This window comes from uncultured Pontibacter sp., from assembly GCF_947499215.1.
Classification (GTDB): Bacteria; Bacteroidota; Bacteroidia; order Cytophagales; family Hymenobacteraceae; genus Pontibacter.
In genome coordinates this window covers 398,759-420,293 of record NZ_CANMNI010000001.1, presented here as the reverse complement: position 1 = coordinate 420,293, position 21,535 = coordinate 398,759, and the positions used below count along the sequence as shown (strand labels likewise).

18 protein-coding genes are annotated in these 21,535 nt (G+C 52.9%); 1 reads left to right on the top strand and 17 read right to left on the bottom strand.

Annotated elements, in window-relative coordinates; all coding sequences use genetic code 11:
* Positions 1 to 3 precede the first annotated feature (3 nt).
* The 14 genes from nuoM to Q1A04_RS01765 all read right to left on the bottom strand — a co-directional run bounded on the left by nuoM (position 4) and on the right by Q1A04_RS01765 (position 15,564).
* The gene (gene nuoM, locus Q1A04_RS01830; protein ID WP_299700365.1) at positions 4 to 1,641 is read right to left on the bottom strand and encodes an NADH-quinone oxidoreductase subunit M; all 1,638 of its coding nucleotides are present in this window, start codon (positions 1,639 to 1,641) and stop codon (positions 4 to 6) included.
* Positions 1,638 to 3,524: an NADH-quinone oxidoreductase subunit L gene (nuoL, locus tag Q1A04_RS01825; RefSeq protein ID WP_299700362.1), complete on the bottom strand. Its 1,887-nt coding sequence runs from the start codon at positions 3,522 to 3,524 to the stop codon at positions 1,638 to 1,640. The genes nuoM and nuoL overlap by 4 nt, the downstream gene beginning before the upstream one ends.
* Positions 3,525 to 3,528: 4 nt before the next feature.
* The gene (gene nuoK / locus Q1A04_RS01820) at positions 3,529 to 3,837 is read right to left on the bottom strand and encodes an NADH-quinone oxidoreductase subunit NuoK (protein ID WP_299700359.1); all 309 of its coding nucleotides are present in this window, start codon (positions 3,835 to 3,837) and stop codon (positions 3,529 to 3,531) included.
* Complete coding sequence (nuoJ, locus tag Q1A04_RS01815) at positions 3,834 to 4,394, bottom strand: NADH-quinone oxidoreductase subunit J (protein WP_299700356.1); 561 nt, start codon at positions 4,392 to 4,394, stop codon at positions 3,834 to 3,836. Before nuoJ ends, nuoK begins: the two co-directional genes overlap by 4 nt.
* A 3-nt stretch (positions 4,395 to 4,397) precedes the next feature.
* Positions 4,398 to 4,913 (bottom strand): NADH-quinone oxidoreductase subunit NuoI, encoded by a 516-nt coding sequence (nuoI, locus tag Q1A04_RS01810; RefSeq protein WP_299700354.1) that lies wholly within the window; start codon positions 4,911 to 4,913, stop codon positions 4,398 to 4,400.
* A 419-nt stretch (positions 4,914 to 5,332) separates the two neighbouring features.
* Positions 5,333 to 6,310: an NADH-quinone oxidoreductase subunit NuoH gene (gene nuoH / locus Q1A04_RS01805; RefSeq protein WP_299700352.1), complete on the bottom strand. Its 978-nt coding sequence runs from the start codon at positions 6,308 to 6,310 to the stop codon at positions 5,333 to 5,335.
* The gene (gene nuoG, locus Q1A04_RS01800) at positions 6,280 to 9,015 is read right to left on the bottom strand and encodes an NADH-quinone oxidoreductase subunit NuoG (RefSeq protein WP_299700350.1); all 2,736 of its coding nucleotides are present in this window, start codon (positions 9,013 to 9,015) and stop codon (positions 6,280 to 6,282) included. Before nuoG ends, nuoH begins: the two co-directional genes overlap by 31 nt.
* On the bottom strand, positions 8,997 to 10,298 hold the full coding sequence (gene nuoF, locus Q1A04_RS01795; protein ID WP_299700348.1) for an NADH-quinone oxidoreductase subunit NuoF: 1,302 nt from the start codon (positions 10,296 to 10,298) through the stop codon (positions 8,997 to 8,999). Before nuoF ends, nuoG begins: the two co-directional genes overlap by 19 nt.
* Positions 10,299 to 10,317: 19 nt before the next feature.
* Positions 10,318 to 10,782, bottom strand: coding sequence for an NADH-quinone oxidoreductase subunit NuoE (gene nuoE, locus Q1A04_RS01790; RefSeq protein WP_299700346.1), 465 nt, complete (start codon positions 10,780 to 10,782; stop codon positions 10,318 to 10,320).
* 61 nt (positions 10,783 to 10,843) lie between these two features.
* Positions 10,844 to 11,596 (bottom strand): hypothetical protein, encoded by a 753-nt coding sequence (locus Q1A04_RS01785; protein ID WP_299700344.1) that lies wholly within the window; start codon positions 11,594 to 11,596, stop codon positions 10,844 to 10,846.
* Between the two features lie 58 nt (positions 11,597 to 11,654).
* The gene (gene nuoC / locus Q1A04_RS01780) at positions 11,655 to 13,403 is read right to left on the bottom strand and encodes an NADH-quinone oxidoreductase subunit C/D (protein ID WP_299700342.1); all 1,749 of its coding nucleotides are present in this window, start codon (positions 13,401 to 13,403) and stop codon (positions 11,655 to 11,657) included.
* Between the two features lie 553 nt (positions 13,404 to 13,956).
* The gene (nuoB, locus tag Q1A04_RS01775) at positions 13,957 to 14,595 is read right to left on the bottom strand and encodes an NADH-quinone oxidoreductase subunit NuoB (protein ID WP_299700340.1); all 639 of its coding nucleotides are present in this window, start codon (positions 14,593 to 14,595) and stop codon (positions 13,957 to 13,959) included.
* Between the two features lie 65 nt (positions 14,596 to 14,660).
* The gene (locus Q1A04_RS01770; RefSeq protein ID WP_299700338.1) at positions 14,661 to 15,095 is read right to left on the bottom strand and encodes an NADH-quinone oxidoreductase subunit A; all 435 of its coding nucleotides are present in this window, start codon (positions 15,093 to 15,095) and stop codon (positions 14,661 to 14,663) included.
* A 31-nt stretch (positions 15,096 to 15,126) separates the two neighbouring features.
* Positions 15,127 to 15,564, bottom strand: coding sequence for a CBS domain-containing protein (locus Q1A04_RS01765; protein ID WP_299700336.1), 438 nt, complete (start codon positions 15,562 to 15,564; stop codon positions 15,127 to 15,129).
* A 315-nt stretch (positions 15,565 to 15,879) separates the two neighbouring features.
* Between Q1A04_RS01765 and ppsA the strand changes: the two genes are divergently transcribed.
* Positions 15,880 to 18,288, top strand: coding sequence for a phosphoenolpyruvate synthase (gene ppsA, locus Q1A04_RS01760; protein ID WP_299700334.1), 2,409 nt, complete (start codon positions 15,880 to 15,882; stop codon positions 18,286 to 18,288).
* Here ppsA and Q1A04_RS01755 read toward each other — a convergent pair.
* From Q1A04_RS01755 to Q1A04_RS01745, 3 genes are read right to left on the bottom strand one after another with little or no spacing between them, the layout of a single operon-like run.
* The gene (locus tag Q1A04_RS01755) at positions 18,285 to 19,163 is read right to left on the bottom strand and encodes a ribose-phosphate pyrophosphokinase (RefSeq protein WP_299700332.1); all 879 of its coding nucleotides are present in this window, start codon (positions 19,161 to 19,163) and stop codon (positions 18,285 to 18,287) included. The genes ppsA and Q1A04_RS01755 overlap by 4 nt on opposite strands.
* Positions 19,160 to 20,671, bottom strand: a complete 1,512-nt coding sequence (locus tag Q1A04_RS01750; RefSeq protein ID WP_299700330.1) for a thymidine phosphorylase family protein — start codon at positions 20,669 to 20,671, stop codon at positions 19,160 to 19,162. Before Q1A04_RS01750 ends, Q1A04_RS01755 begins: the two co-directional genes overlap by 4 nt.
* Positions 20,658 to 21,521, bottom strand: a complete 864-nt coding sequence (locus Q1A04_RS01745; RefSeq protein WP_299700328.1) for a restriction endonuclease — start codon at positions 21,519 to 21,521, stop codon at positions 20,658 to 20,660. The genes Q1A04_RS01750 and Q1A04_RS01745 overlap by 14 nt, the downstream gene beginning before the upstream one ends.
* Between the last annotated feature and the right edge of the window lie 14 nt (positions 21,522 to 21,535).

Below are 21,535 nucleotides of genomic sequence, written 5' to 3'. Positions count from 1 at the left end.
TTTTTAATTTGAAGATTTAATGATGAGGGGAGTTGAAGCTTTGGAGGTGGATGGGTTTGGAGAAGTGGAAATTTGGAAATTTGAAGATGGTTTCCATTCCACATCATTAACCACCGAGGTCTCCGTTTCTGGAGCAGCTACTTCGGCAACGTGCTCATGTTCCAAAGGTGTTTCGGTATAGGCCTGCAGTTGCTCCTGAATGCTTGGGCGTGCCGTGTCGAGCACGGATTGCGGGTACAGGCCCAACCACAGAATCATGGCTACCATAGGTATAGCTATCAGCATTTCGCGAGCGTTAAGGTCGGGCAGTGCTTGCTCCATGTGATTGGCTTCGAAGAAGATTTTCTGCATGATGCGCAGCGAGTAGATGGTGGCCATCACCAGACCGATGGTAGCGAAAACCGTCAGCCAGTTGTTGGCCTGCCAAGAGCCGACCAAGGTCAGGAATTCCGCGATGAAGTTGCCGAGTCCGGGAAGGCCGAGCGAGGCCATGACGAAGATGAGCGCGATAACCCCCATTTTGGGAGCCGTGGACCAGAAGCCGCCCATCTGCCGAATGTCGCGGGTATGGAGGCGCTCGTAAAGGAAGCCGGCGATGATGAAAAGGGCCCCTGTGCTCAATCCGTGCGTAATCATCTGCATGACCACGCCCTGCAGCGCCCACTCGTTAAAGGCAAATACGCCCAGTATCACAAAGCCCATGTGGCTCACACTGGTATAGGCCACCAGTCGCTTCAGGTCGGTCTGTGAGAAAGCGAGAATCGCTCCGTAAATGATGCCGATTACACCGAGCAGCATGGCCCAGGGCGCGAACTCCACGGTGGCCGTCGGGAAGAGCGGCAGCACGAAACGAAGCAAACCGTAAGCACCTGTTTTAAGCAGCAGTCCCGCCAGAATCACACTACCCGCCGTTGGGGCTTCGGAGTGTGCGTCGGGTAGCCAAGAGTGGAAAGGTACCACCGGCAATTTTACTAAGAATGCGGCTAAGAAACCGAACATTAGGAGGCGTGCCGCTTCAGGTGCCAGCGTAGTGTTTAGCAGTTCGAAATAGCTGAAGGTATAGACACCGGTTTGGTTGCCGTGAATGAAGTACAGCCCGAGTATGGCCAGCAGCATGAGCAAACCGGAAGCCTGCGTGAAGATGAAGAATTTAAAGGCGGCATAGCGGCGATTTTCGTGTCCCCAAATACCGATGAGAAAGTACATCGGTATGAGCATGACTTCCCAGAAAAAGTAAAACAGGAAGAGGTCCATCGTGAGGAATACGCCCGTTATACCTGCCAATACCCACAGTAGGTTAAAATGGAAGAAAGCAACTTTGGTCTGAATCTCCCGCCACGAAATGAGCACGGCCAGCAGCCCGATAAAAAAGGTGAGCAGCAGCATGAGCAGGCTTAGTCCATCAATCGCCAGACTAAAACTGATACCCCATTGCGGAATCCATGGCTGGGTGAATTGTATTAGCCAAGCCGAGCCCAACACAGGTACCGGATTGCTCAACCACAGGTATAGCGTCAACCCGAACACGGCCAACACTGAACCCAGTGCCACCCAGCGTGACAGGGCGCGGTTTACTTTACCGGAAATCCAAGCCAGCACGCCGCCGACCATCAGAATCACAATTAGCCAGACCAGTATCATAGCAGTAGACTTATGGTTAGAATCATAATCGCTCCGACCACTATACCCGCCACGTAATTGCGCATGATGCCGGTCTGGCTACGAGAAAAGAGATCGTGTAGCCCTTGCGTTGCGTCGGCAAGGAAGGTATAGAAGGAATCGATGAAGTCACTTTTATTCACCTTCGACAGGTATACATAAGGCCGCACAAAGAGCGCGTCATATAATTGGTCGAAGCCCCAGCCCGAATGCCAGAAGCGATGAACCGCCATGGCAAATTCGGAGCGATGGATGCTGTCGATAAGCTCCGGTTTTTTGTAGTAGAAGAGGTAGGCGATGAAAATACCGCCCAGCGAAATCACCGCCGCCAGTAGCTGCAACATCCATTCATATTGGGTAAAATCCGGGACTATACTCACGGCGGGCAGGATAGGCGCCAGGAAGTCGGAGAACAGTACGACGTGGCCGAAATTGTGCGGCAGCTCAATGAAACCACCCGCAAAAGACAGCACCGCAAGTACGATGAGTGGTACTGTAATCGCCCAAGTCGGTTTGTGACCGACATGCGTTTTCTCTTCGCCATAAAAGGTCAGAAAGACCATCCGGAAGGTATAGATGGAAGTGATGAAAGCGCCCAGCAAACCGGCCAGGTATAGCCAAATGTTGCCGTTCTCGCCGGCCAGTTGCAGCCACAAAATCTGGTCCTTGCTGTAGAAGCCCGCCGACACCAGCGGGAAGGCAGCCAGCGAGGCAGCGCCTATCAGAAAGGTATAGAACACGACCGGCAGTTTCTTGCTTAGACCGCCCATTTTGCGCATGTCCTGTTCGTGGTGCAGTGCCAGAATAATCGCTCCGGCACAGAGGAAAAGGAGCGCTTTGAAGAAGCCGTGAATCATGAAGTGGAACACACCGGCCGACCAAGCACCCACGCCCAAGGCCAGAAACATATAACCCACCTGACTAATGGTAGAGTAGGCGAGTACCCGTTTGATGTCGTATTGCGTGAGGGCGGCAAAACCGGCAATCAATAGCGTGATAGCGCCAATCACCGCCACAGCCATCATGGCCGCAGGAGCCAGTTCAAACACCACGTGCATACGGGCAATCAGGTATACACCGGCCGTCACCATGGTAGCGGCGTGTATGAGCGCACTCACCGGCGTCGGACCCGCCATCGCGTCAGGCAACCACGTCTGCAGTGGCAACTGACCCGATTTGCCGACCGCACCGCCTAACAACAGAAAAGCAATGATGACTGCCGTTTCATTGCCAATAGTCCATACCTGTACCGCTTCCGTGGAAATGCTTTGGATGTGCAAGGTGCCGAATTGCTGGAAGAGCATGAACAACCCGATGGCTATGGCCGTGTCACCGACACGGGTAATGATGAAGGCTTTACGGGCGGCATAGCCGTTGGCGGGCTCCTTGTACCAGAAACCGATGAGCAGGTAGGAGCAGAGGCCCACGCCTTCCCAACCCAAATATAGCAGGAGCAAGTTATCGGCCATCACGAGCATCAGCATGGAGCCCACGAAGAGGTTCATGCAGGCAAAGAAGCGGGCGTAATCCTTGTCTTCGGCCATGTACTCGGTGGAGTAGATATGAATCAGAAACCCGACGAAAGTGATGACGAATATGAAGACCATCGAGAGGGCGTCGAGGTGGAAAGCGATGGAGGGACTGAAGCCTGCTACATCAAACCACTGCCAGACTTCCTGCCGGATAAAGGACGGTCGCGAGGTGAGATATTCTATACCTAGCACAAGCGTGATGGCGGCGGAAATACCCACACTCCCGACCCCGATGGCCGAGACCAGCGCACGCGAGATGCGGTTGCCGAGCAGTACCAGCAAGAGGGCGCCGGCAAAAGGCAGGGCGGGGATTAACCAGAGTAATTCTTCCATAGCGTTATCCTCTCATAAAGTTAGCCGCGTCGCTGTTGAGCGTCTTCAGCTGGTGATGAATCTGCAGTATCAGGGCCAGACCAACCGACACTTCTGCGGCGGCCATCGTGAGGATGAAGATGAACATAATCTGTCCGTCTGGCTGCGCCCAGTGACTTCCCGCCACAATAAAGGCCAAGCCGGCGGCATTGAGCATAATCTCCACCGAAATGAGCATGAATATGATGTTGCGGCGAATCATCACACTGATGAGCCCTAGCATGAAGAGCACACCCGCCAGCAACAATCCGGTCTCCATAGGGATTGTCGTCATATGGCGGCGCTCCTTTCCTTTTGCGGTTCCTTTTCCTGTAGGAAGCGATGAATGACTTTCTTCTTCTGGCGACCTAAGTGGTACGCCCCGACGATACCCGCCATCAGGAGGATACCGGATAGCTGCACGCCCAATACATAAGGTCCATACAAGGCAAGTCCCACGGCACGAGCGTCGACGTAACTACCGGCAACGGCAGGGGCGGCGGGCATTTCGGCGATGACCAACAGGTATACCAGTTCGGCGAGCAAGACAAACGAGAGGAGGGCAGGACCCATCCAGAGTTTGGGCTGGAGCCAAGCTTTTTCCTGTTCCACATCTTCGCGGGTGAGGCTCAACATCATAATCACGAAGATGATAAGTACCACAATGGCCCCGGCGTATACGATGACTTCGAGCGCGGCCATAAAGGGAGCACCCATGGTCAGGAACACCACCGCGACGGCCAGAAAAGACACCACGAGGTAGAGCAGGGCATGAATCATGTTGTAGCGCGTGATGACCATGATGGTGGCCAGCACGGCGACAGCTGCGGCTATATAAAATGTCAGTTCCATAGGCTAGGGGAGTAAACTTTTGATGTCAACTGGAGGCGATTCATTCTCGGCTTCACCCTTGCCTTTTCCGCCAATGGCCAGACCCGCTACCTTGTAGTAATTGTAGCCGTGGTACTTGCCCTGCCCGTTGATGAGGAGATCATCCTTTTCATACACGAGGTTCTGGCGGTTGTACTCGCCCATCTCAAAATCAGGTATGAGTTGGATGGCGTAAGTCGGGCAAGCGTCTTCGCAAAAACCGCAGAAAATGCAGCGCGAAAAGTTAATGCGGAAGAACTCGGGATAGCGTCGGCCAGTCGGGTCTTCGGTTGCCTGCAGGGCAATGCAGTCCACGGGGCAGGCAGCGGCACAGAGGTTGCAGGCCACGCAGCGTTCGCCCCCGTCCGGGTCGCGCGACAACACAATGCGGCCCCGCCAACGTGTCGGAAGAATGGCCTTTTGCTCCGGATACTGAATGGTTTCCCGCTTATGAAACGCATGCAGAAACGTGAGCCACATACTGCGCAATAAACTAAACATAAGTGCTCCTTTCGTTTATCGTTGTTATTGTCATCATCATTCGCTGTTTCGGATTTGCAATCCGGAACCTATGTATTTGCGGATTTGTAATCCGCTTTTGTGTTGGTATCTACAGCTGTTGCATGGCGGATTTACCCCATGCCAACCTTCCCCTAAAAACAGGGGAAGGAGCTCGTGCACGATTGTCATCCCCCTGCCCCCTTCAAAGGGGGACTTTCCTGCACGAGAATTCCCCTCTTGGGAGGGGCAGGGGTGGGTTGTTTATTCCCGAAATTTCCCCACCTTGGGCTAGTAGTGGTAGGATATTTTATCATTTGTAAACAGCCAATATCTGTGCACGACTCGGACAGGTCGCGACCTGTCCCTACAGGTTTTGCTTCCCAACTATCTAACTCCTAAACTCTCAAACTCCCCAACTCCTAAACTCCTTCAAACCCATCATTCAACCACAACAACACCCCCGCCGTCACCACCAGATTCAACAGTGTTAGCGGCAGCAAATACTTCCAGCCGTACTCCATCAGTTGGTCATACCTAGGCCGTGGCATGGAAGCACGTAACAGGATAAAAATACCTAGGAAGAAAGCTGTCTTGAGGATGAACCAGACGATGGGCGGTAGGAAATCCGGGCCGAGCCAGCCGCCAAAAAACAGGACGACCATCATGCAGGAGATGAGCGTGATGCCCATGTATTCGCCGATGAAGAACATACCGAATTTCATACCCGAGTACTCGGAGTGGAATCCGGCTACGAGCTCACTTTCCGCTTCCGGCACGTCAAAAGGCAGGCGGTGGGTTTCGGCTATACCTGCGATGAAGAAGATGACGAAGCCAATGATTTGCGGAACCACAAACCACATGCCCCGTTGCGCTTCCACAATGGTACTTAAGTTGAACGAGCCAGCCATGATCACCACACCCATCAGCGAAAGCCCCATGAACACTTCATAGGAAATCATCTGCGCAGCGCCACGCATGGCACCCAGCAAACTGTACTTGTTATTCGAGGCCCAGCCACCGAGTATGATACTGTAAGCACCCATGGAGGACATCGCCAGAAAGAACAACAAACCAATGTTCAGGTCTGCCACGACAATGCCCGGCGCGAAGGGAATCACGACGAAGGACATCAGCACGGTGACCACCACAATGGCCGGGGCTAGAATGAACACGGGCTTATCGGCGAAAGGCGGAATCCAGTCCTGTTTGAAGAACAGCTTGATGGAGTCGGCGGCCACAATCAGCAAGCCGAAAGGCCCCGCGCGGTTTGGTCCATAGCGGTCCTGCAGCAAAGCCAGACCGCGTCGCTCAACCCAAATAAGCAGTGCCGCCACGTTGAGCATGACGAAGAGCACGCCGCCGATAATCAGTAAGTAGTTTGGGGTTGCTGTTTCCATTTGAGTTCTCGGTTAAGTATGGCCCACGCAGGCAATTCAGCATAAGGTATACCGGGCAGTCCCGCCGGCATGCCCGCCGTGCCGCTGCGTATCAGCGGACTAATTTTCACGGGCACTTGGTAGACTTGTCCTTCGATGGTGAAGCTCAGATTCTCACCCATCTGCAGCTTCATCTGGATGGCGTCTTCTTCGTTGAGTAACACATAAGGCTCCGGCGCCCGCTCTACAATGGGCGGGGAGTGCATGCTAAGCTCTTCGGAACCGAAAATGTGATAAAGCGGCAGCATGTACAGGTGGCCTTCCAGCGGCTGGAATTTCTGCGGTACGGTCTGGGTGTAGGGGGCCGTATGGCTGGTGTCCGGTTTGAGTAAGCGCAAGCCCGGGTCGCCGCCTTTGAGGTGGCCGCCAACTTCCTGTTGGTATTTGTTGGTGGCCTGCGCCGAGTTCCAGCCCGGTGCCCAGAAGAAGGGAATCATCGATGATGGTGGCTGTCCGCGGTAGCCTTCCATGGTATAGGAAAGCGGTGCGTCTGGGTCCACTGGCGGCTTCGGTTCGTTCACGTTAATGTTGGCCAGCATGGCAGTACGGCCGCTGAAACGGTGCGGTGCCCGCGGTATTTTCTGCCCGGCAATGCGGAAGTCGGTGCCCGGCGCGACGGCGTCTACACCTTTAAACTCCGGCATTTCTTTCACCATAGCCTGCAACACGTCGTCAAAGCCGTGCCAGTGACTGATTTGGTCGTGGGCTAGCAAAGTGCCCAATTCACCGAGCCAGCGCCAGCTTTCCTGCAGGTCTTCTCCTGTCGGGTATACCTGAAAGAAGCGCTGTGCCCGGCCTTCGTTGTTGATTAAGGTACCATCGGCTTCAGCAAAGGTGCCGGCTGCGAGTAAGATGTCCGCTTCTTCGGTGGTGGCATTGTGCAGATGGTCCAGCACAATCACGTTCTTGGCGGTTTTCAGGAAGTTGGTTACCATACCTGCGTTGGCTCGTCGGTAGAGGTCGTTTTCTAAGATGATGACGGTATCGGCATAGCCATTGAGCACCGCTCCGAATGCCGACTCCAGTCTGTGTCCGCCGAGCATGGCCAAGCCCATGCTGTTGCATTCTGGCAGGGTGAGCACAATGCCCGCTTCTTTTTCTTTCGCCGCCAGCGCATTGGTAATGTTGGCTGTAGCCATGAGTACCCGTTCGCTGCCGCAGTGCGTGCCTGAAATCACGAGTGGTTTTTTTGCCGCCATCAGTGTATCAGCAATTTGTCGCGCTAGCTGTATTTCATCTTCATTGAGTCCGGGTACTTCCGGGAAGTTAGCATGGATAAAATTGGCCACGGCAAAACCCAGTCGCGCGATGGCGTCCGGTGAATCGTTGTAGGTATGGGTGGCGATTTCGTCGAGCTTGGTATCGTGGATGGTGGCGATGAAGAGTGGGCCCATTTCATCCTGCATTAATTCGCGCACGGCAGCGTCTTGCCATACCGGTATGTTGGCTTTGGAGATGTGTTCGAGGGAGGGTTGCCTGCGCACCGATTGCCGTACAGCTAGTGCCAGCATAGGGGCGGTGTTGATTAAATCCTCGCCTAAAATAAACACGGCATCAGCCTGTTCCACTTCCCGCAGCGATGGGGTACGAGCAGCGCCTTCTTTCAAAATCTTCAGCGCTAAGTCCACCAAATCATGCTCGGCATCCGATACGCCGTGGTGGAAGTTGTCGTCTCCGACTAGGGTCTTGAGCATAAAGTTCGATTCCAGCGAAGCCCGTGGCGAACCAATGCCTATAACGCTGCCGGTTCTGAAAGCCGCTGCCGCAGCTTGTAATGCAGTTAATTTGTCTGTGGCTTCGGGCAGTTGCGCACGCACCAAGGGCTTGCGGATTCTGCCGACGTGGTTCACGTGCTCGTAGCCGAAGCGGCCCCGGTCGCAGAGGAAGTAGCCGTTCACTTCGCCGTTATATCGGTTGGTGATGTTGCGCAAAGTACCGTAGCGTTCACCTGCCGATATGTTGCAACCAAGGCTGCAGTGGTGGCAAACGGAAGGGGCCATCGTCAGGTCCCATTTACGGGTATAGTGCTGTTTCAGGGTCTTGTCGGTGAATACGCCGGTTGGGCAGACTTCCACCAGATTGCCGCTGAATTCACTCTCCAATACACCATCTTCGTGGCGGCCAAAATACAAATGGTTGTGGGCGGCGAACACGTCGAGGTCTTTGCCGCCGGCATAGTCTTTATAGTAGCGCACACAGCGGTAGCACTGTATGCAGCGGTTCATTTCGTGGTTGATGAAAGGTCCGAGGTACTGGTTGACATAGGTGCGCTTGTCGAAGCGGTACGCGCGGTAATTGTGGCCGGTCATTACCGTCATGTCCTGCAGGTGGCAGGAGCCGCCTTCGTCGCAAACGGCGCAGTCGTGCGGGTGGTTGGTCATGAGCCAGCCAATCACGTGCGCCCGAAACTCCTTGGCTTCCATGTCGGCGATGGACAACCGCATGCCGTCCCTCACCTGTTCCATGCACGACATAAAGAGTTTGCCTTTGGTGTCGTTTTCGTCCTTGTATACTTTCACGGCGCACTGCCTGCAGGCACCGATGGAACCCATGGCCGGATGCCAGCAAAAGTAGGGAAGGTCCTTGCCCAGGGTGAGGCAGGCTTCCAACAGGTTTTTGCCTGTAGGTACTTCGTAGGGTTTGTCGTCTATATAGATGGTTGCCATACTTTTGCTTTGCTCCAAGGACAGTGTTGTTCGTGAATGTGTCGTTCGAAATCTTCTCTGAAGTATTTCAGAGCGCTCTGTAGGGGTTCCATGGCGCCGGGGGCAAGGGCACAAAACGTGTTGCCGGGGCCGAGGTATTTGGTATGAAAATCGAGTGTGAGGAGGTGTTCTGGTTTGCCTTCACCACGGTCGATGGCCAAGAGGATTTTTTCTACCCAAGGCAAGCCTTCGCGGCAAGGCGTACAGAAACCGCAGGACTCCTGCGCAAAGAAATGCTGCAGGTTGTGTACGAAACCGACCGGGCAGGTCTGGTCATCAAGGATTATCATCGTGCCTGTACCCATGCGACTGCCGGCTGCCTGTATGGCGGTATAATCCATGGGCACATCCATGTGCTCTTCCACCAAAAAATCCGTGGAAGCGCCACCCGGCAAAAGGCCTTTGAACAGGTAACCGTCCTGCATGCCGCCGCCGTGCTCTTCAATCAGTTCGCGGATGGTCGTGCCCATCGGCAGCTCCCAGCAACCGGGCTTTTTCACGCGACCGCTAATGCCGTAGAGTTTGGTACCGGCGTCTCCGGTCTTGCTCAAACTTTTAAACCATTCTGCTCCGTTGTTGATGATGTGCGGCAGACAGCAAAGCGTCTCCACATTGTTGACTATGGTTGGCTTGCCAAACAAACCGCTCACCTGTGGGAAAGGCGGCTTGGCGCGTGGGTTCGCCCGCTTGCCTTCAAGGGCATTGAGCAAGGCCGTTTCTTCTCCGCACATATACCGGCCCACGCCCGTATGCAGGTGCATGTCCAGACTGAAGCTTGAACCCAGAATATTTTCCCCCAGATAACCCGCTTCGTAGGCTTCGTCGAGTGCCTTGATGATTTCCCGTGCCGCCACCTTGTAAGCCCAACGCATGAAAATGTATGAAATGCTGGCTTCGATGGCATAAGATGCCACAATCATTCCTTCTATCAACTGGTGCGGATTGCCTTCTAGAAGCACACGGTCCTTGAAAGTACCGGGCTCCATTTCATCGGCGTTTGCCACGAGGTATTTGGGCTTGGCCGCTTCGGGTCCCATCGGCACGAAGCTCCATTTTAGGCCGGTGTTGAAGCCCGCTCCGCCGCGTCCGCGCAGATCCGAGTCTTTGACCAGAGTCTGCACGTCGGCAGGTGACATTTCTTTGAGGATCTTGCGCACGGACTGGTAGCCGCCCACTTTTTCGTACTCTTTGAGTGAGAGCGGTGCGCGTCCGGGGACAATGTGTTGGGTCAGGGGCTTCTCCATGGGTATGCCCGCTTGGGTTTTAGGTATACTTTTCCAGAATCTCGTCCAGTTGTTCCACCGTCAGGTCACGGTACAAATCGTTGTCAATCATAAGGGCCGGGGCACGGTCGCAGGTACCGAGGCAGCAATTGGGTAGCAAGGTAAAGCGGCCGTCTTCGGTGGTCTGGCCGTATTTGATGTTGAGTTTTTCGGTGAGGCGGTCACGGATGCCTTCGTAGCCCATCACCCAGCAACTGATGCTGTCGCACACCAGAATCACATGCCGGCCCACCGGTCTGCGGAAAATCAAGTTGTAGAATGTCGCCACACTGTCGAGCTCCGCTGGTGACATCCCCACATAGTCTGCCACATCTTTTAGGCTCTCGTCCGACACCCAGCCATGGCTGTGCTGCACGATTTTCAGCGCTTCGATGCAGGCATTTTTGGGCGAAGGCACTAAGCTGATTTCGTGGTCGATTTTGTGTTTTTCTTCTACCGTCAACATATAGCTGTGTGGTTAAATTGCTAGATGAATTAATGGATGTTTTTCCTGTCCAAGTATAGCGTCATCCAGTCCTTGATTTTAGTTTCAGGCCAAAGGTCAGGCCGATGTTGAAGCCGCTTGTTCGGACTTTCGTTTGCCTAAATTCAGAGCGTTGGTCTTCAGGTTGTGGGTTTATAATTCCGGTCTGGTGCTCGGCTATAAAAGGACCGATTTCTGATTTTGGAGCGATGCGTCCATTCGCTTTTAGAGCTAAAAACCAACGGGGCTTGTCAATCAGGTGCGCGGTATAGCTGGCGTTAAAACCCACCAGCCAATTGGTCTGTGCATCTGTCATACTGCCCGCTGCATCGTCCTTCACATGGTGTAGCATCAGGGCCGGACCTACACTCAAATAGCGTTTCCGGTTTTGTGAACCCAGCATGTAGTTGAGCGAAGTAGACCAAATGGCGCTTCTCAAGAAGATGTAGTTTCCGATACCAATGTCATCGTAGCCGTTTACTTCGATGTAGTCCACTAAGCCCGCCTCGAGCGACGCCCCCTGACGTCCTTTTAGCCAGTAGTTAGCCGTAATACCGATCGTCGGGATTTTGCTACTGTTGGGGTGCTCGGTGCTGCCGCTGCTAAAGAACCCACCTGTTTGTGTGTCCCCCAATCCGGATGAGCGCATCTGATCCTCGATGTCGCTTTGCGGACCCATAAAGCCCAATCCACCCGTGACCGACAGGTATAGCCGCTTCACCTGACTTTCATCAAGTTCCTGCGCCTGTAACCCAAAGGCCGCCAAACAAATCAATATGCAAATCCCGATTCTCAAATTTTACACTTTCAAAATCCTAAACTCTCTAATCCCAAACTCTTAAACTCCCAAACTTTTACCTATCAATATCCGCCAGCACATAATCCATAGCACCGAGTATCGAGAGCAAATCCGCTACGGTATAGCCGCGGGTGATATAGGGGAGCATTTGCATGTGCGGGAACGAGGGAGTGCGGATGCGTACCCGGTAAGGGGAAGTGTTCCCGTCACTGGTCAAATAGTATCCGTTGGCTCCTTTGGTCGCTTCGATGCAGCTCATCGCTTCACCCGGCGGAATGACCGGTCCCCAGGTCACACCCAGAAAGTGCGTGATCAGTGTCTCGATATCGTGCATGGTGTTTTGCTTGATAGGCGGCGTGGTGATGGGATGGTTGGACTTGTAAGGTCCGGCCGGCATGTTCTTCACGCATTGCTCGATGATGCGCAGGCTCTGGCGCATTTCGGCTACACGCACCACGGCGCGGTCGTAACAGTCGCCGTTGCTAGCGGTGGGCACTTCGAAGTCGAACATTTCGTAGCCAGAGTAAGGGCGCATTTTGCGGAAGTCCCACTCGAAGCCGCAGGCACGCAGGTTAGGTCCGGTCACGCCCCATTCGATGGCTTCGTCCTTGGTGAAGATACCGATACCGACGGTGCGGGCTTTGAAGATGCTGTTCTTCATCACCATCGCGTCGTACTCTTTCAGGCGTTTTGGGAAATAGTCGATGAAGCGCTGCACTAGTTGCTCCCAGCCTATGGGCAGGTCCTGCGCCACACCGCCGATGCGGAACCAGTTAGGGTGCATGCGACCCCCGCAGATGCCTTCGATGATGTCAAATATCTTTTCGCGGTCGGTGAACATATAGAATACCGGCGAGAGCTGCCCCACGTCCTGCGCAAAAGTGCCGTACCACACGAGGTGACTGGCGATGCGGAAAAGCTCACACAACATCACCCGGATATACTTCACACGTTCCGGCACTTCTATACCTGCCAGTTTCTCCACGGCCTGCAGATAGGCGAGGTTGTTCATCACGCCGCCGAGGTAATCCACGCGGTCGGTATAAGGGATGTAGGTATGCCATGACTGCCGCTCGCCCATTTTCTCAGCGCCGCGGTGGTGGAAGCCAATGTCAGGTATAGCGTCCACGATGTCTTCGCCGTCGAGCTGCAGAATAATGCGCAGAACCCCGTGCGTGCCGGGGTGTTGCGGACCGATGTTGAGGAACATGAAGTCCGTATCATCACTGTGCTTTGCAAGTCCCCACTCTTCGGGTTTGAACTGCAGGGCCGATTGCTCAAGGTCTATCTTGTCGTCATACAGCTGGAAAGGTCCCATTTCGGTGGCTCGGGCAGGGTGTTCTTTGCGGAGCGGATGGCCGACCCACGTGCGCGGCATGAGGATGCGGGAGAGGTGCGGATGCCCTTCGAAACGGATGCCGAACATATCGTATACTTCGCGCTCGTACCAGTTGGCGTTTTGCCAAAGGCCGCTGATGCTGGGGGCTTTCGGGAAGTCCTCGCGGAGTCCGGCTTTCAGTCTGATGAAGGTGTTGCGCTCAAAAGAGAAGAGGTGGTAAATGAGCGTGAAGCTGTAAGGTATATGGCCGTTCTCGGGTTTACGGGTGCGTTCGTCAATGGCCGTCAGGTCGAAAAGGAGGAGGAAGGGCTGCGGCAGGTCTTGCTTCAGGAATTTCAGCACTTCCGGCACATGATCCATAGGAAGCCAGAGGGTGAGGATGTCATCCTTGGTGGTCTGCGTCTTGAACGTATCTTCGCCGTACCGCGACTTAAGTTGCTCCAGTATGCCGCTGTTGTTATTCATGGTAGGAGGCCATTTGAATGTGATGTAATATGTTAACTCATGTACTCTGTTTCTTTTTTATGCTAAGTTTATACTTGTAACTATATCTATACCTTGCTTGCGTAGCAACCGCAGTTGCTCATTGCTACTTACCTTGTTTTATAGTTTCGCCTGTGCGGCGGGCACTCACTTTTTTCCTTGATGAAAAAAGTAAGCAAAAAAATCAAGACGATTTTGAACTCGCTGACCGCTCAAACAAAAAATCGTCGGTGGTGCACCTAGCGCCTTTTTTTACTTCTTTGCTAGCGTGCAAGTATGTCTTTCAATGCGTGCCAGTAGTGTGTAACTCTCACTACAGGGCTTATACTTTAAACCTTAGTAGCCCCGGATTCCCCGCCTTAGACAAGGAGGGGTTAGGGGTGGTTGGACCCGGTACCTGAGAGAATCCTGTTAATCCTCTAATCCTGAAAATCCTTGGGGTAGGGGCCCTATATAATGATTCAGACAAATTCACAACCTGTCACTACACAACCCTTAACTCTCAAACTCCTAAACTTCCTAAATCTTAAACTCTCTATATCTCATCCGGCGATCGAAACTCGTTCATCTGGCTCCAGCGTTCTTTCTTGCCTGCTTTTACTTCTATTTTCTCCGGTCTGATTACCCCCTGTTCCCCAATCGTCCAACTCAGTGGTCTTCTCTCTTTTCCTACCCGGTCAGCTAACAGCATCAGCCCTTCCATAAAGGCATCGGGCCGCGGCGGACAGCCGGGTACGTAGACATCCACCGGCAGGAATTTGTCGACGCCTTGCACTACGCTGTAGATGTCGTACATGCCGCCGGAATTGGCACAGGAGCCCATCGAGATCACCCACTTCGGCTCCATCATTTGCTCATGAAGCCGCTTGATGATGGGGGCCATTTTAATGAAGACAGTACCAGCGATGATCATCACGTCAGCTTCTCTGGGAGTACCCCGGATTACCTCCGCCCCGAAACGTGCTACGTCGTATTTGGGCGTCATGCTGGTGGCCATCTCCACGAAACAACAACTCAAACCGAAGTGAAACGGCCACATGGAATTCTTACGGCCCCAGCCGATCAGGTCTTGCAGCGTGGTGAGCATGATGCTCTGCTGCACGGTCTCTTCGTAGGAGCTGGTGCCTGTCACGGCATTCGCTGGTTCATCCGGTTTACTTAACCACCATTTCATGGGCGTTGATCGTTAATTGTTGTCCGTTGTTCGTAAAGAAAACTCCTCTGCCTTTTGTCAGAAAATCAATTCACACTTGGTTGCTGCAGCATACGCTTATAGGCCGCCAGTATTTTCTTGCCATCCGGACCAAAGTCCAATGCGCCGTTGCGCCATTCGTATACCAGCACCACGACCAACATCACAATAAATACCAGCACGCCGAAATAGCCATACCAGCCCAGTTCAGGGAAGGCGATGGCCCAAGCGAAAATGAAGATGGTCTCCACATCGAAAATCACAAACATCATGGCGACCATGTAAAACTGCGAGGAGAAGCGGATGCGGGCACCGCCTGCACTGACGATACCGCCTTCGTAAGGCTCGCCTGTGGCACGTGAATTTCCGCGCTGACCAAGTACATAGGAGAGGCCCAGAATGAGTAGTACAAGGCTGAGTACGATGGCGCCGTAGACTACCAATGGCCACAGTATCGTTGTTGATCCGGCTGTTTCCTGCATGTTTCTCCTAATTAAATGATATCCGGGCTACCTACTCGTGGTGCCCGGTTATATAGTGCTCGAGGTCCTCGATAATGCATTTCTGTTCATCCATCATGCATTTAACAATATCCCCGATCGACACCAATCCTACTAGCTTCTGATCTTCGAACACTGGTAGGTGGCGGATATATTTTTGTGTCATAAGCGCCATGCATTGTTCAAGCGTGGTGTCAGGCGAAACAACGACCGGGTGCTCGCTCATGATTTCCTGAACCAATGTATCGCGGGAGGCTTTTCCTTTCAATATCACCTTGCGGGCATAATCCCGCTCCGTGAACATGCCGGCAAACTTACCCTGATCCATCACGATAAGCGCTCCTACGTTTTGCTCCACCATCATTTCCAATGCTTTGAATACCGTGCTGGTGGGTTCGATGGCAATAACTTTATTGCCCTTCTTCTGGAGAATATGCCTAACTGTTCCCATAAAACCTCCTCTTACTCTTGAAATACATACTTGAATGTTAGGGTGTTATACGTGTGTTGAAAAATTTGGTAAAAGAAATGTTTAAAAATTACTTTAAAATATTACAAATTATTAAAAAACGATTAATGAGGAGCGTACTTAGGACCGATGTTATGACGCGCAACGACCTATTATCTTAAAAGAAAGTGCTAGTACTAATACAAGAATGATTTGTATAAGATGTAAAACCATGGATATGAGGTTTCGTTAATATCATTGCATGCCACACTCACCTTTGTATTCAATACTATACTGTCGCCTTAAATCAAATCAGATATGGAACCGTTCATCAAATTGTTCAAAGACATCAGTTACAAGGACCTAAGCAAAGTGGGTGGCAAAAACGCCTCACTCGGGGAAATGTACAACCAACTTAATCCGGAAGGTATACGGGTGCCAGATGGTTACGCGACCACTTCTGAGGCGTACTGGCATTTTTTGGAAGAGAACGACTTGAAAGCACGACTGACAGACATTCTGGCCAGTCTGGATACCAATGATTTTCATAATCTAACAGAGGTTGGCAAACAGGCGCGGGAACTCATATTGAATGCCCGCTTTCCGGAGGAGATCCGGCAGGAGATTGAAAAGGGTTATACTTATCTGAAATCAGAGTATGGCGATGAGATTTCGTTGGCCGTGCGTAGTAGCGCCACCGCCGAAGACTTGCCTACCGCCAGTTTTGCAGGACAGCTAGAGACTTACCTGAACGTAAGCGGACTCAATAACCTATACAAAGCTTGCCACCACAGCTACGCTTCGCTGTTCACGGACCGTGCGATCAAGTATCGGGTCGACAATGAGTTTGAGCATATGCAGGTGGCTTTGTCGGTGGGGGTGCAAACGATGGTGCGTTCTGACAAGGCTTGTTCCGGCGTGATGTTCACGCTTGATCCGGACACTGGCTTTGAGAATGCCGTGGTGATCTCTGGTTCTTGGGGTCTGGGTGAGAACATAGTGCAGGGTGCCGTGAACACCGATGAGTTTGTGGTGTTTAAAACCATGCTTGACAAGGCCAAGCAACCCATCATTTCGCGCAAACTCGGCAGCAAAGCCAAGACCATGGTATACGCTGAGAAATCGGATGGGGAACTGCAAAGCCCGACGGACGCTATTGTCAATTTAGACACGCCAGAGGAGCAACAGGAGCAATTTGTGCTGACTGACGAAGAAGTAGTGCATTTGGCAAAATGGGGCAAGCGCATTGAGGAGCACTACGATCAGCCCATGGACATAGAATGGGCCAAGGACGGCATTTCGGGTGATCTGTTCATTGTGCAGGCACGTCCTGAAACGGTGCAGAGTCAGCACAAGAACGAGGCTTTTTTCACGGAGTATACCTTGAAAGAAGAAGGCAAAGTGCTGAGTTCAGGTATAGGACTGAGCAATCGCATTGTGTCAGGTATAGCCCGTGTCCTGCATTCCCCCTCCGAGAGCGGTAAGTTACAGGAAGGCGAAGTGCTTGTCACGCGCAAAACCGACCCCGACTGGGATCCGATCCTCAAAAAAGCCAGTGCCATCATTACCGAACAGGGTGGCCGCACGAGTCATGCCGCCATTGTGGCGCGGGAGGTGGGAGCTGTTGCCGTACTGGGAACCAACGACGCTACCAAAACCATTCAGGACGGTCAGGAGGTAACTGTTTCAACAGCGGGAGGAGAGACCGGTTATGTCTATGAAGGCAAACTGGCGTGGGATGAGAAAAAGACGGACATGAGCAAGCTCGGAAAGCCGAAGACAAAGGCTATGCTGATATTAGGAGACCCGGAACAGGCTTTTAAGTATTCCTTCCTGCCAAACGATGGGGTAGGGCTCATGCGCATGGAGTTCATCATCAACAACTCCATCCAAATCCACCCCATGGCGCTCAAGCATTTTGACAAGGTAGAGGACAAGGAGGCGCGTGAGAAAATCGAGCAACTCACGCACCACTACCCGAACAAGGAAGACTATTTTGTCGATAAGTTAGCCGAAGCGACAGGCATCATCGGTGCAGCTTTTTATCCGAAGGATGTGATCGTTCGGATGAGTGATTTCAAGTCAAACGAGTACGCCAATTTGGTGGGAGGTCATCAGTTTGAGCCTGACGAGGCAAACCCGATGATCGGGCTGCGGGGCGCTTCGCGGTATTACCACCCGCTCTACCAAGAAGGGTTCGAACTGGAGTGCCGGGCTATGAAAAAGGTGCGGGAAGAGATGGGGCTGACCAATGTGAAGCTGATGATACCGTTTTGCCGCACCGTGATGGAAGGCGAGAAAGTAATCAGCTTAATGGCGGATTATGGCTTGAAGCGGGGCGAAAATGGACTTGAGTTATACGTGATGGTAGAGATACCAAGCAATGCCTTACTGGCCGAGGAATTTGCCGAGATCTTTGACGGTTTTTCCATCGGTTCCAACGACCTGACGCAACTCTCATTGGGAGCAGACCGTGACTCTGGATTGCTTAGCGATATCTTCTCGCCCTTCGACCGGGCCGTGCAACAACTGATTATAATGACTTTGCAGAAAGCCAAAAAGACCGGTACCAAAGTCGGACTTTGTGGACAGGCACCCAGCGATTACCCTGAATATGCTGCCTTCTTGGTGGAGCATGGCATTAATAGCATTTCCTTTAACCCGGATGCTTTTTTCAGAGGGCTGGAAAATATGCTGGAGGCAGAACAAAAAATTGGTGTCTCTTAAACACGCATCGCCTTAGCCATCAGCGCTTCTACCTGTATACCATTCGACACGTGTGGTATGGTGTTGCACGTAATAACCTGCGAGGCGCCAGCCTGCAGCAAAGCTTCATAAGCCCCTTCGGCAAAAACGGCGTGCACGCCAATGCAAACCGGTGCTTGTGGCGTGAGTTGTTTCAGGTGCTGCACCGTTTCGATCATGGTGCGGGCCGTTGAGATGATGTCGTCTACGAGTACTGGCGTATGGTCCTGATAACGGTCCATCTCAGGTTGCGTCACTTGTACTTCGCGGTCGCCGAAGCGGGTCTTGTTCAACACCAAATATGGCGCGTCCGCCAGTCCGGCTACTTCCGATACCCACTGCAGACTCTCTTCGTCCGGACCGATCAGGATCGGCTTGTTGATGTGCGCCTTCACCCAAGAAGCCACAATAGGGGCGGCATGCAAGGCTTGGGCAGGTATAGCGTAGAGCTCGTGCATGTGGTGGAAGCGGTGCAGGTGCGGGTCGATGGTATAGAGGCTGTCCACGGTGCCGGAAAGCAAGTCGGCAAAATAACGGGAAGTCACACCCTCGCCGGGATGAAACTGTTTGTCCTGCCTCATGTAAGCCAAGTATGGAGCCACAAGGCACACTTCGGCTGCACCTAGCTCTTTTGCGGTTTTAGCCATAAAATAAAGCGGCAACAGCTTTTGGTCAGGCTGGTGCAATGTGCAGACCATCACGACTTTTCTATCCTGCACATCTGACAAAATACGCACATAACTCTCTCCATCCGGAAAGCGCCGTATGACAGCTTCGCCCGTCTCGGCGTTTAACAGGCTAGCGAGTGATTGCGCAAAGGACTCATTTCCGGGAAGGGCAAATACGAGGGTTTTCATGGGGTTGCCAATTCTACAATATGTCCTGAACTATGGAGGTAGGTAAGGGCGTAGCTCAGTTCGCCCTGCGACTCAGAATAGATGGTAAACAAAATCTCACCTTTCTGGACGTACTTCCCAACCGGTGCCTGAAACAAAATACCTGCGCCGGGAGACTTCGGCGCACCGGCTAGTTTAGCCACTTTTGCCAGTTTGCGGTTGTCCACGGAGCGCACCTCACCGCTTGACATGGCCACAACTTCATGGCGCAGCGTAGCGGCAACAGGTTCCCTGAATCCGCCTTGCGCCGTGCATATTCGATAAAACTTTTCAAGTGCCGCGCCGCTTTGCAGGATCTCCATCGCTTTTTCGAAACCAGCTCCTTTCGGTGCCAGTCCCGCAACTTCAAGCGTCAGGCCAGCCAGCTGAACAGAGCGGTCCCGCAGGTCGGTAGGAGCGTCCGGTTCGTTGCGCAGCACGGACAGCACATCCATCGCCTCTAAGGCTGGTCCTATACCTCGGCCCACTGGTTGGGTTCCGTCGGTAATCAGTACTTCCACTTCCATCCCGATCGCCAGACCCACTGCCCGGAAATAATATTCTAGCAAAAAGGCTTCTTCTTTGGAGCGCACTTTTGCCGTGAGCCCCACCGGTATATCAATGACGGTATGGGTAGATCCCGCTGCCGCTTTTTTAGAGAGCACCGAGGCGATCATCTGCCCGGCGCTGTCCACATCGAGCGCTTTTTCTACGGAGATGATGATGTCGTCTACCGGACTCAGTTTCACAGCGCCACCCCAAGCCATGCAGCCGCCTTCTTTCTGCACAACCTCCTTTATCTGTTCCAATGTCAGGTCTACCGGCGTCATGGTTTCGATGACGTCGGCCGTGCCAGCCGGGGAGGTGATGGCTCTGGAAGAGGTCTTGGGTATAACCAGTCCGGCCGCTGCCACAATGGGCACCACGATCGGGGTAGTGCGGTTGCCCGGCAATCCGCCCACACAGTGCTTGTCCACTACCAGTTTCTCTTTCCATTCAAGGCGCGAACCCGATTCGATCATGGCGCGGGTCAGGTAGATTACTTCATCCAAGGCGAGGTTATCGCCGGAGCAAACCGTCACAAAAGCGGCGATCTCTATTTTAGAGTACAGCCCTTGGGTAATGTCGGTGATGATGCGCTGGATGGCCTCATCGTTAAACTTTCGGCCAAACATTTTGGCCCTTACTTCGCTGAAGGACAGAATAGGCCGCACATGCGTCACCGTGATCAGGTCGCCTTCCTGTGCCTTCAAGTGTTGGAAACCTTCTTCCGACAGCACAGCCTCGCCCTCCTGTATCAGCTCGGAGGTAATTACATTCAACGTCGCGATGATGCTGTGCGCCCCATGGTTCACGGACACCCGGGTGTTGGCCGTAAAGCCCTCTGAGCGGCATACCTGACAATCGGCCCGCATGAAGATGATGTTTTCGGTATGCGTGTCGATGCCGAGCCGGCGGAGGCGAAGGATGTTTGAGTTACTTTCTGGCATAAACATTATTGCAAAGGTTCTCCACTTCCTTCATGACACGACTGGCGCGTTCCTCGCGCAAGCCAGCCCGGTGCAAGAGCTTCTCATCGTGCAGCAACTCACTGCACAGCACGATTTTCATGTCGAGTAAGCGTTGCTTTTCCGCATTGGTGAGGGTTGTGAGGCAGGTAAGCGGATAGAGGTGAAAAGAGTCCACCATGTCTTTGAGGCCGCCCTTGGAGGGGTAGTCCCAGCCGATGAGTTTCATTTGCATACAGGACGCAAAGCGTATGGCATCATCAGTAAATCGGGTGTTGGTCATCACCCATACCTCATGGAAGCGGATTTCAAATTCATTCTCCGAAGGCCATACCTTCTCCACGTCTTTAAAGCGGGATTGAATGTACATCGGAATCTTCACATCGGATTTATTGCGGTGCAGGTTGTGGTACTTGCACTCGATCATTATGCGCTTTGAGTCCTTCACAGCAAGCACATCTATTTCGTGGCGCACGCAGTGGCCGTCCACGAAAACACCTATTTCCGTTGTGTAGCCCTGTGCGCTTAAGATTTCAGCTACAAACTTCTCGAAAGGAAAGCCCGAAGGCCCCAACTGCATGATGCCCTGCTTAAGGCTATACCTCGCAGCGGCTGTGTTGGAGAGTCGCTTGAGTATGCCGAAGGCCATGCGGTAGATCTTCTTGGTCGAGATGCCTTCGTACAACTGCGGCTGCAACTGGCGCAATACCTCATCAGTTTGTTGTTCGTCGGCTCCGGATCTGCGCAGCGACAGTCGGAGTTTGCCCACAGAGAAAAGCACTTTTTCGCCGGATGCCTTTGTCACGACCAGATGGTCCAGTGTATCAGCCATAGTAGGAGGGGTAG

Excerpts from the sequence above, each read along its gene's own strand:
- nuoM (WP_299700365.1), bottom strand. The coding sequence starts at position 1,641 with ATGATACTGGTCTGGCTAATTGTGATTCTGATGGTCGGCGGCGTGCTG.
- nuoL (WP_299700362.1), bottom strand. The coding sequence starts at position 3,524 with ATGGAAGAATTACTCTGGTTAATCCCCGCCCTGCCTTTTGCCGGCGCC.
- nuoK (WP_299700359.1), bottom strand. The coding sequence starts at position 3,837 with ATGACGACAATCCCTATGGAGACCGGATTGTTGCTGGCGGGTGTGCTC.
- nuoJ (WP_299700356.1), bottom strand. The coding sequence starts at position 4,394 with ATGGAACTGACATTTTATATAGCCGCAGCTGTCGCCGTGCTGGCCACC.
- nuoI (WP_299700354.1), bottom strand. The coding sequence starts at position 4,913 with ATGTTTAGTTTATTGCGCAGTATGTGGCTCACGTTTCTGCATGCGTTT.
- nuoH (WP_299700352.1), bottom strand. The coding sequence starts at position 6,310 with ATGGAAACAGCAACCCCAAACTACTTACTGATTATCGGCGGCGTGCTC.
- nuoG (WP_299700350.1), bottom strand. The coding sequence starts at position 9,015 with ATGGCAACCATCTATATAGACGACAAACCCTACGAAGTACCTACAGGC.
- nuoF (WP_299700348.1), bottom strand. The coding sequence starts at position 10,298 with ATGGAGAAGCCCCTGACCCAACACATTGTCCCCGGACGCGCACCGCTC.
- nuoE (WP_299700346.1), bottom strand. The coding sequence starts at position 10,782 with ATGTTGACGGTAGAAGAAAAACACAAAATCGACCACGAAATCAGCTTA.
- nuoC (WP_299700342.1), bottom strand. The coding sequence starts at position 13,403 with ATGAATAACAACAGCGGCATACTGGAGCAACTTAAGTCGCGGTACGGC.
- nuoB (WP_299700340.1), bottom strand. The coding sequence starts at position 14,595 with ATGAAATGGTGGTTAAGTAAACCGGATGAACCAGCGAATGCCGTGACA.
- Q1A04_RS01770 (WP_299700338.1), bottom strand. The coding sequence starts at position 15,095 with ATGCAGGAAACAGCCGGATCAACAACGATACTGTGGCCATTGGTAGTC.
- Q1A04_RS01765 (WP_299700336.1), bottom strand. The coding sequence starts at position 15,564 with ATGGGAACAGTTAGGCATATTCTCCAGAAGAAGGGCAATAAAGTTATT.
- ppsA (WP_299700334.1), top strand. The coding sequence starts at position 15,880 with ATGGAACCGTTCATCAAATTGTTCAAAGACATCAGTTACAAGGACCTA.
- Q1A04_RS01755 (WP_299700332.1), bottom strand. The coding sequence starts at position 19,163 with ATGAAAACCCTCGTATTTGCCCTTCCCGGAAATGAGTCCTTTGCGCAA.
- Q1A04_RS01750 (WP_299700330.1), bottom strand. The coding sequence starts at position 20,671 with ATGCCAGAAAGTAACTCAAACATCCTTCGCCTCCGCCGGCTCGGCATC.
- Q1A04_RS01745 (WP_299700328.1), bottom strand. The coding sequence starts at position 21,521 with ATGGCTGATACACTGGACCATCTGGTCGTGACAAAGGCATCCGGCGAA.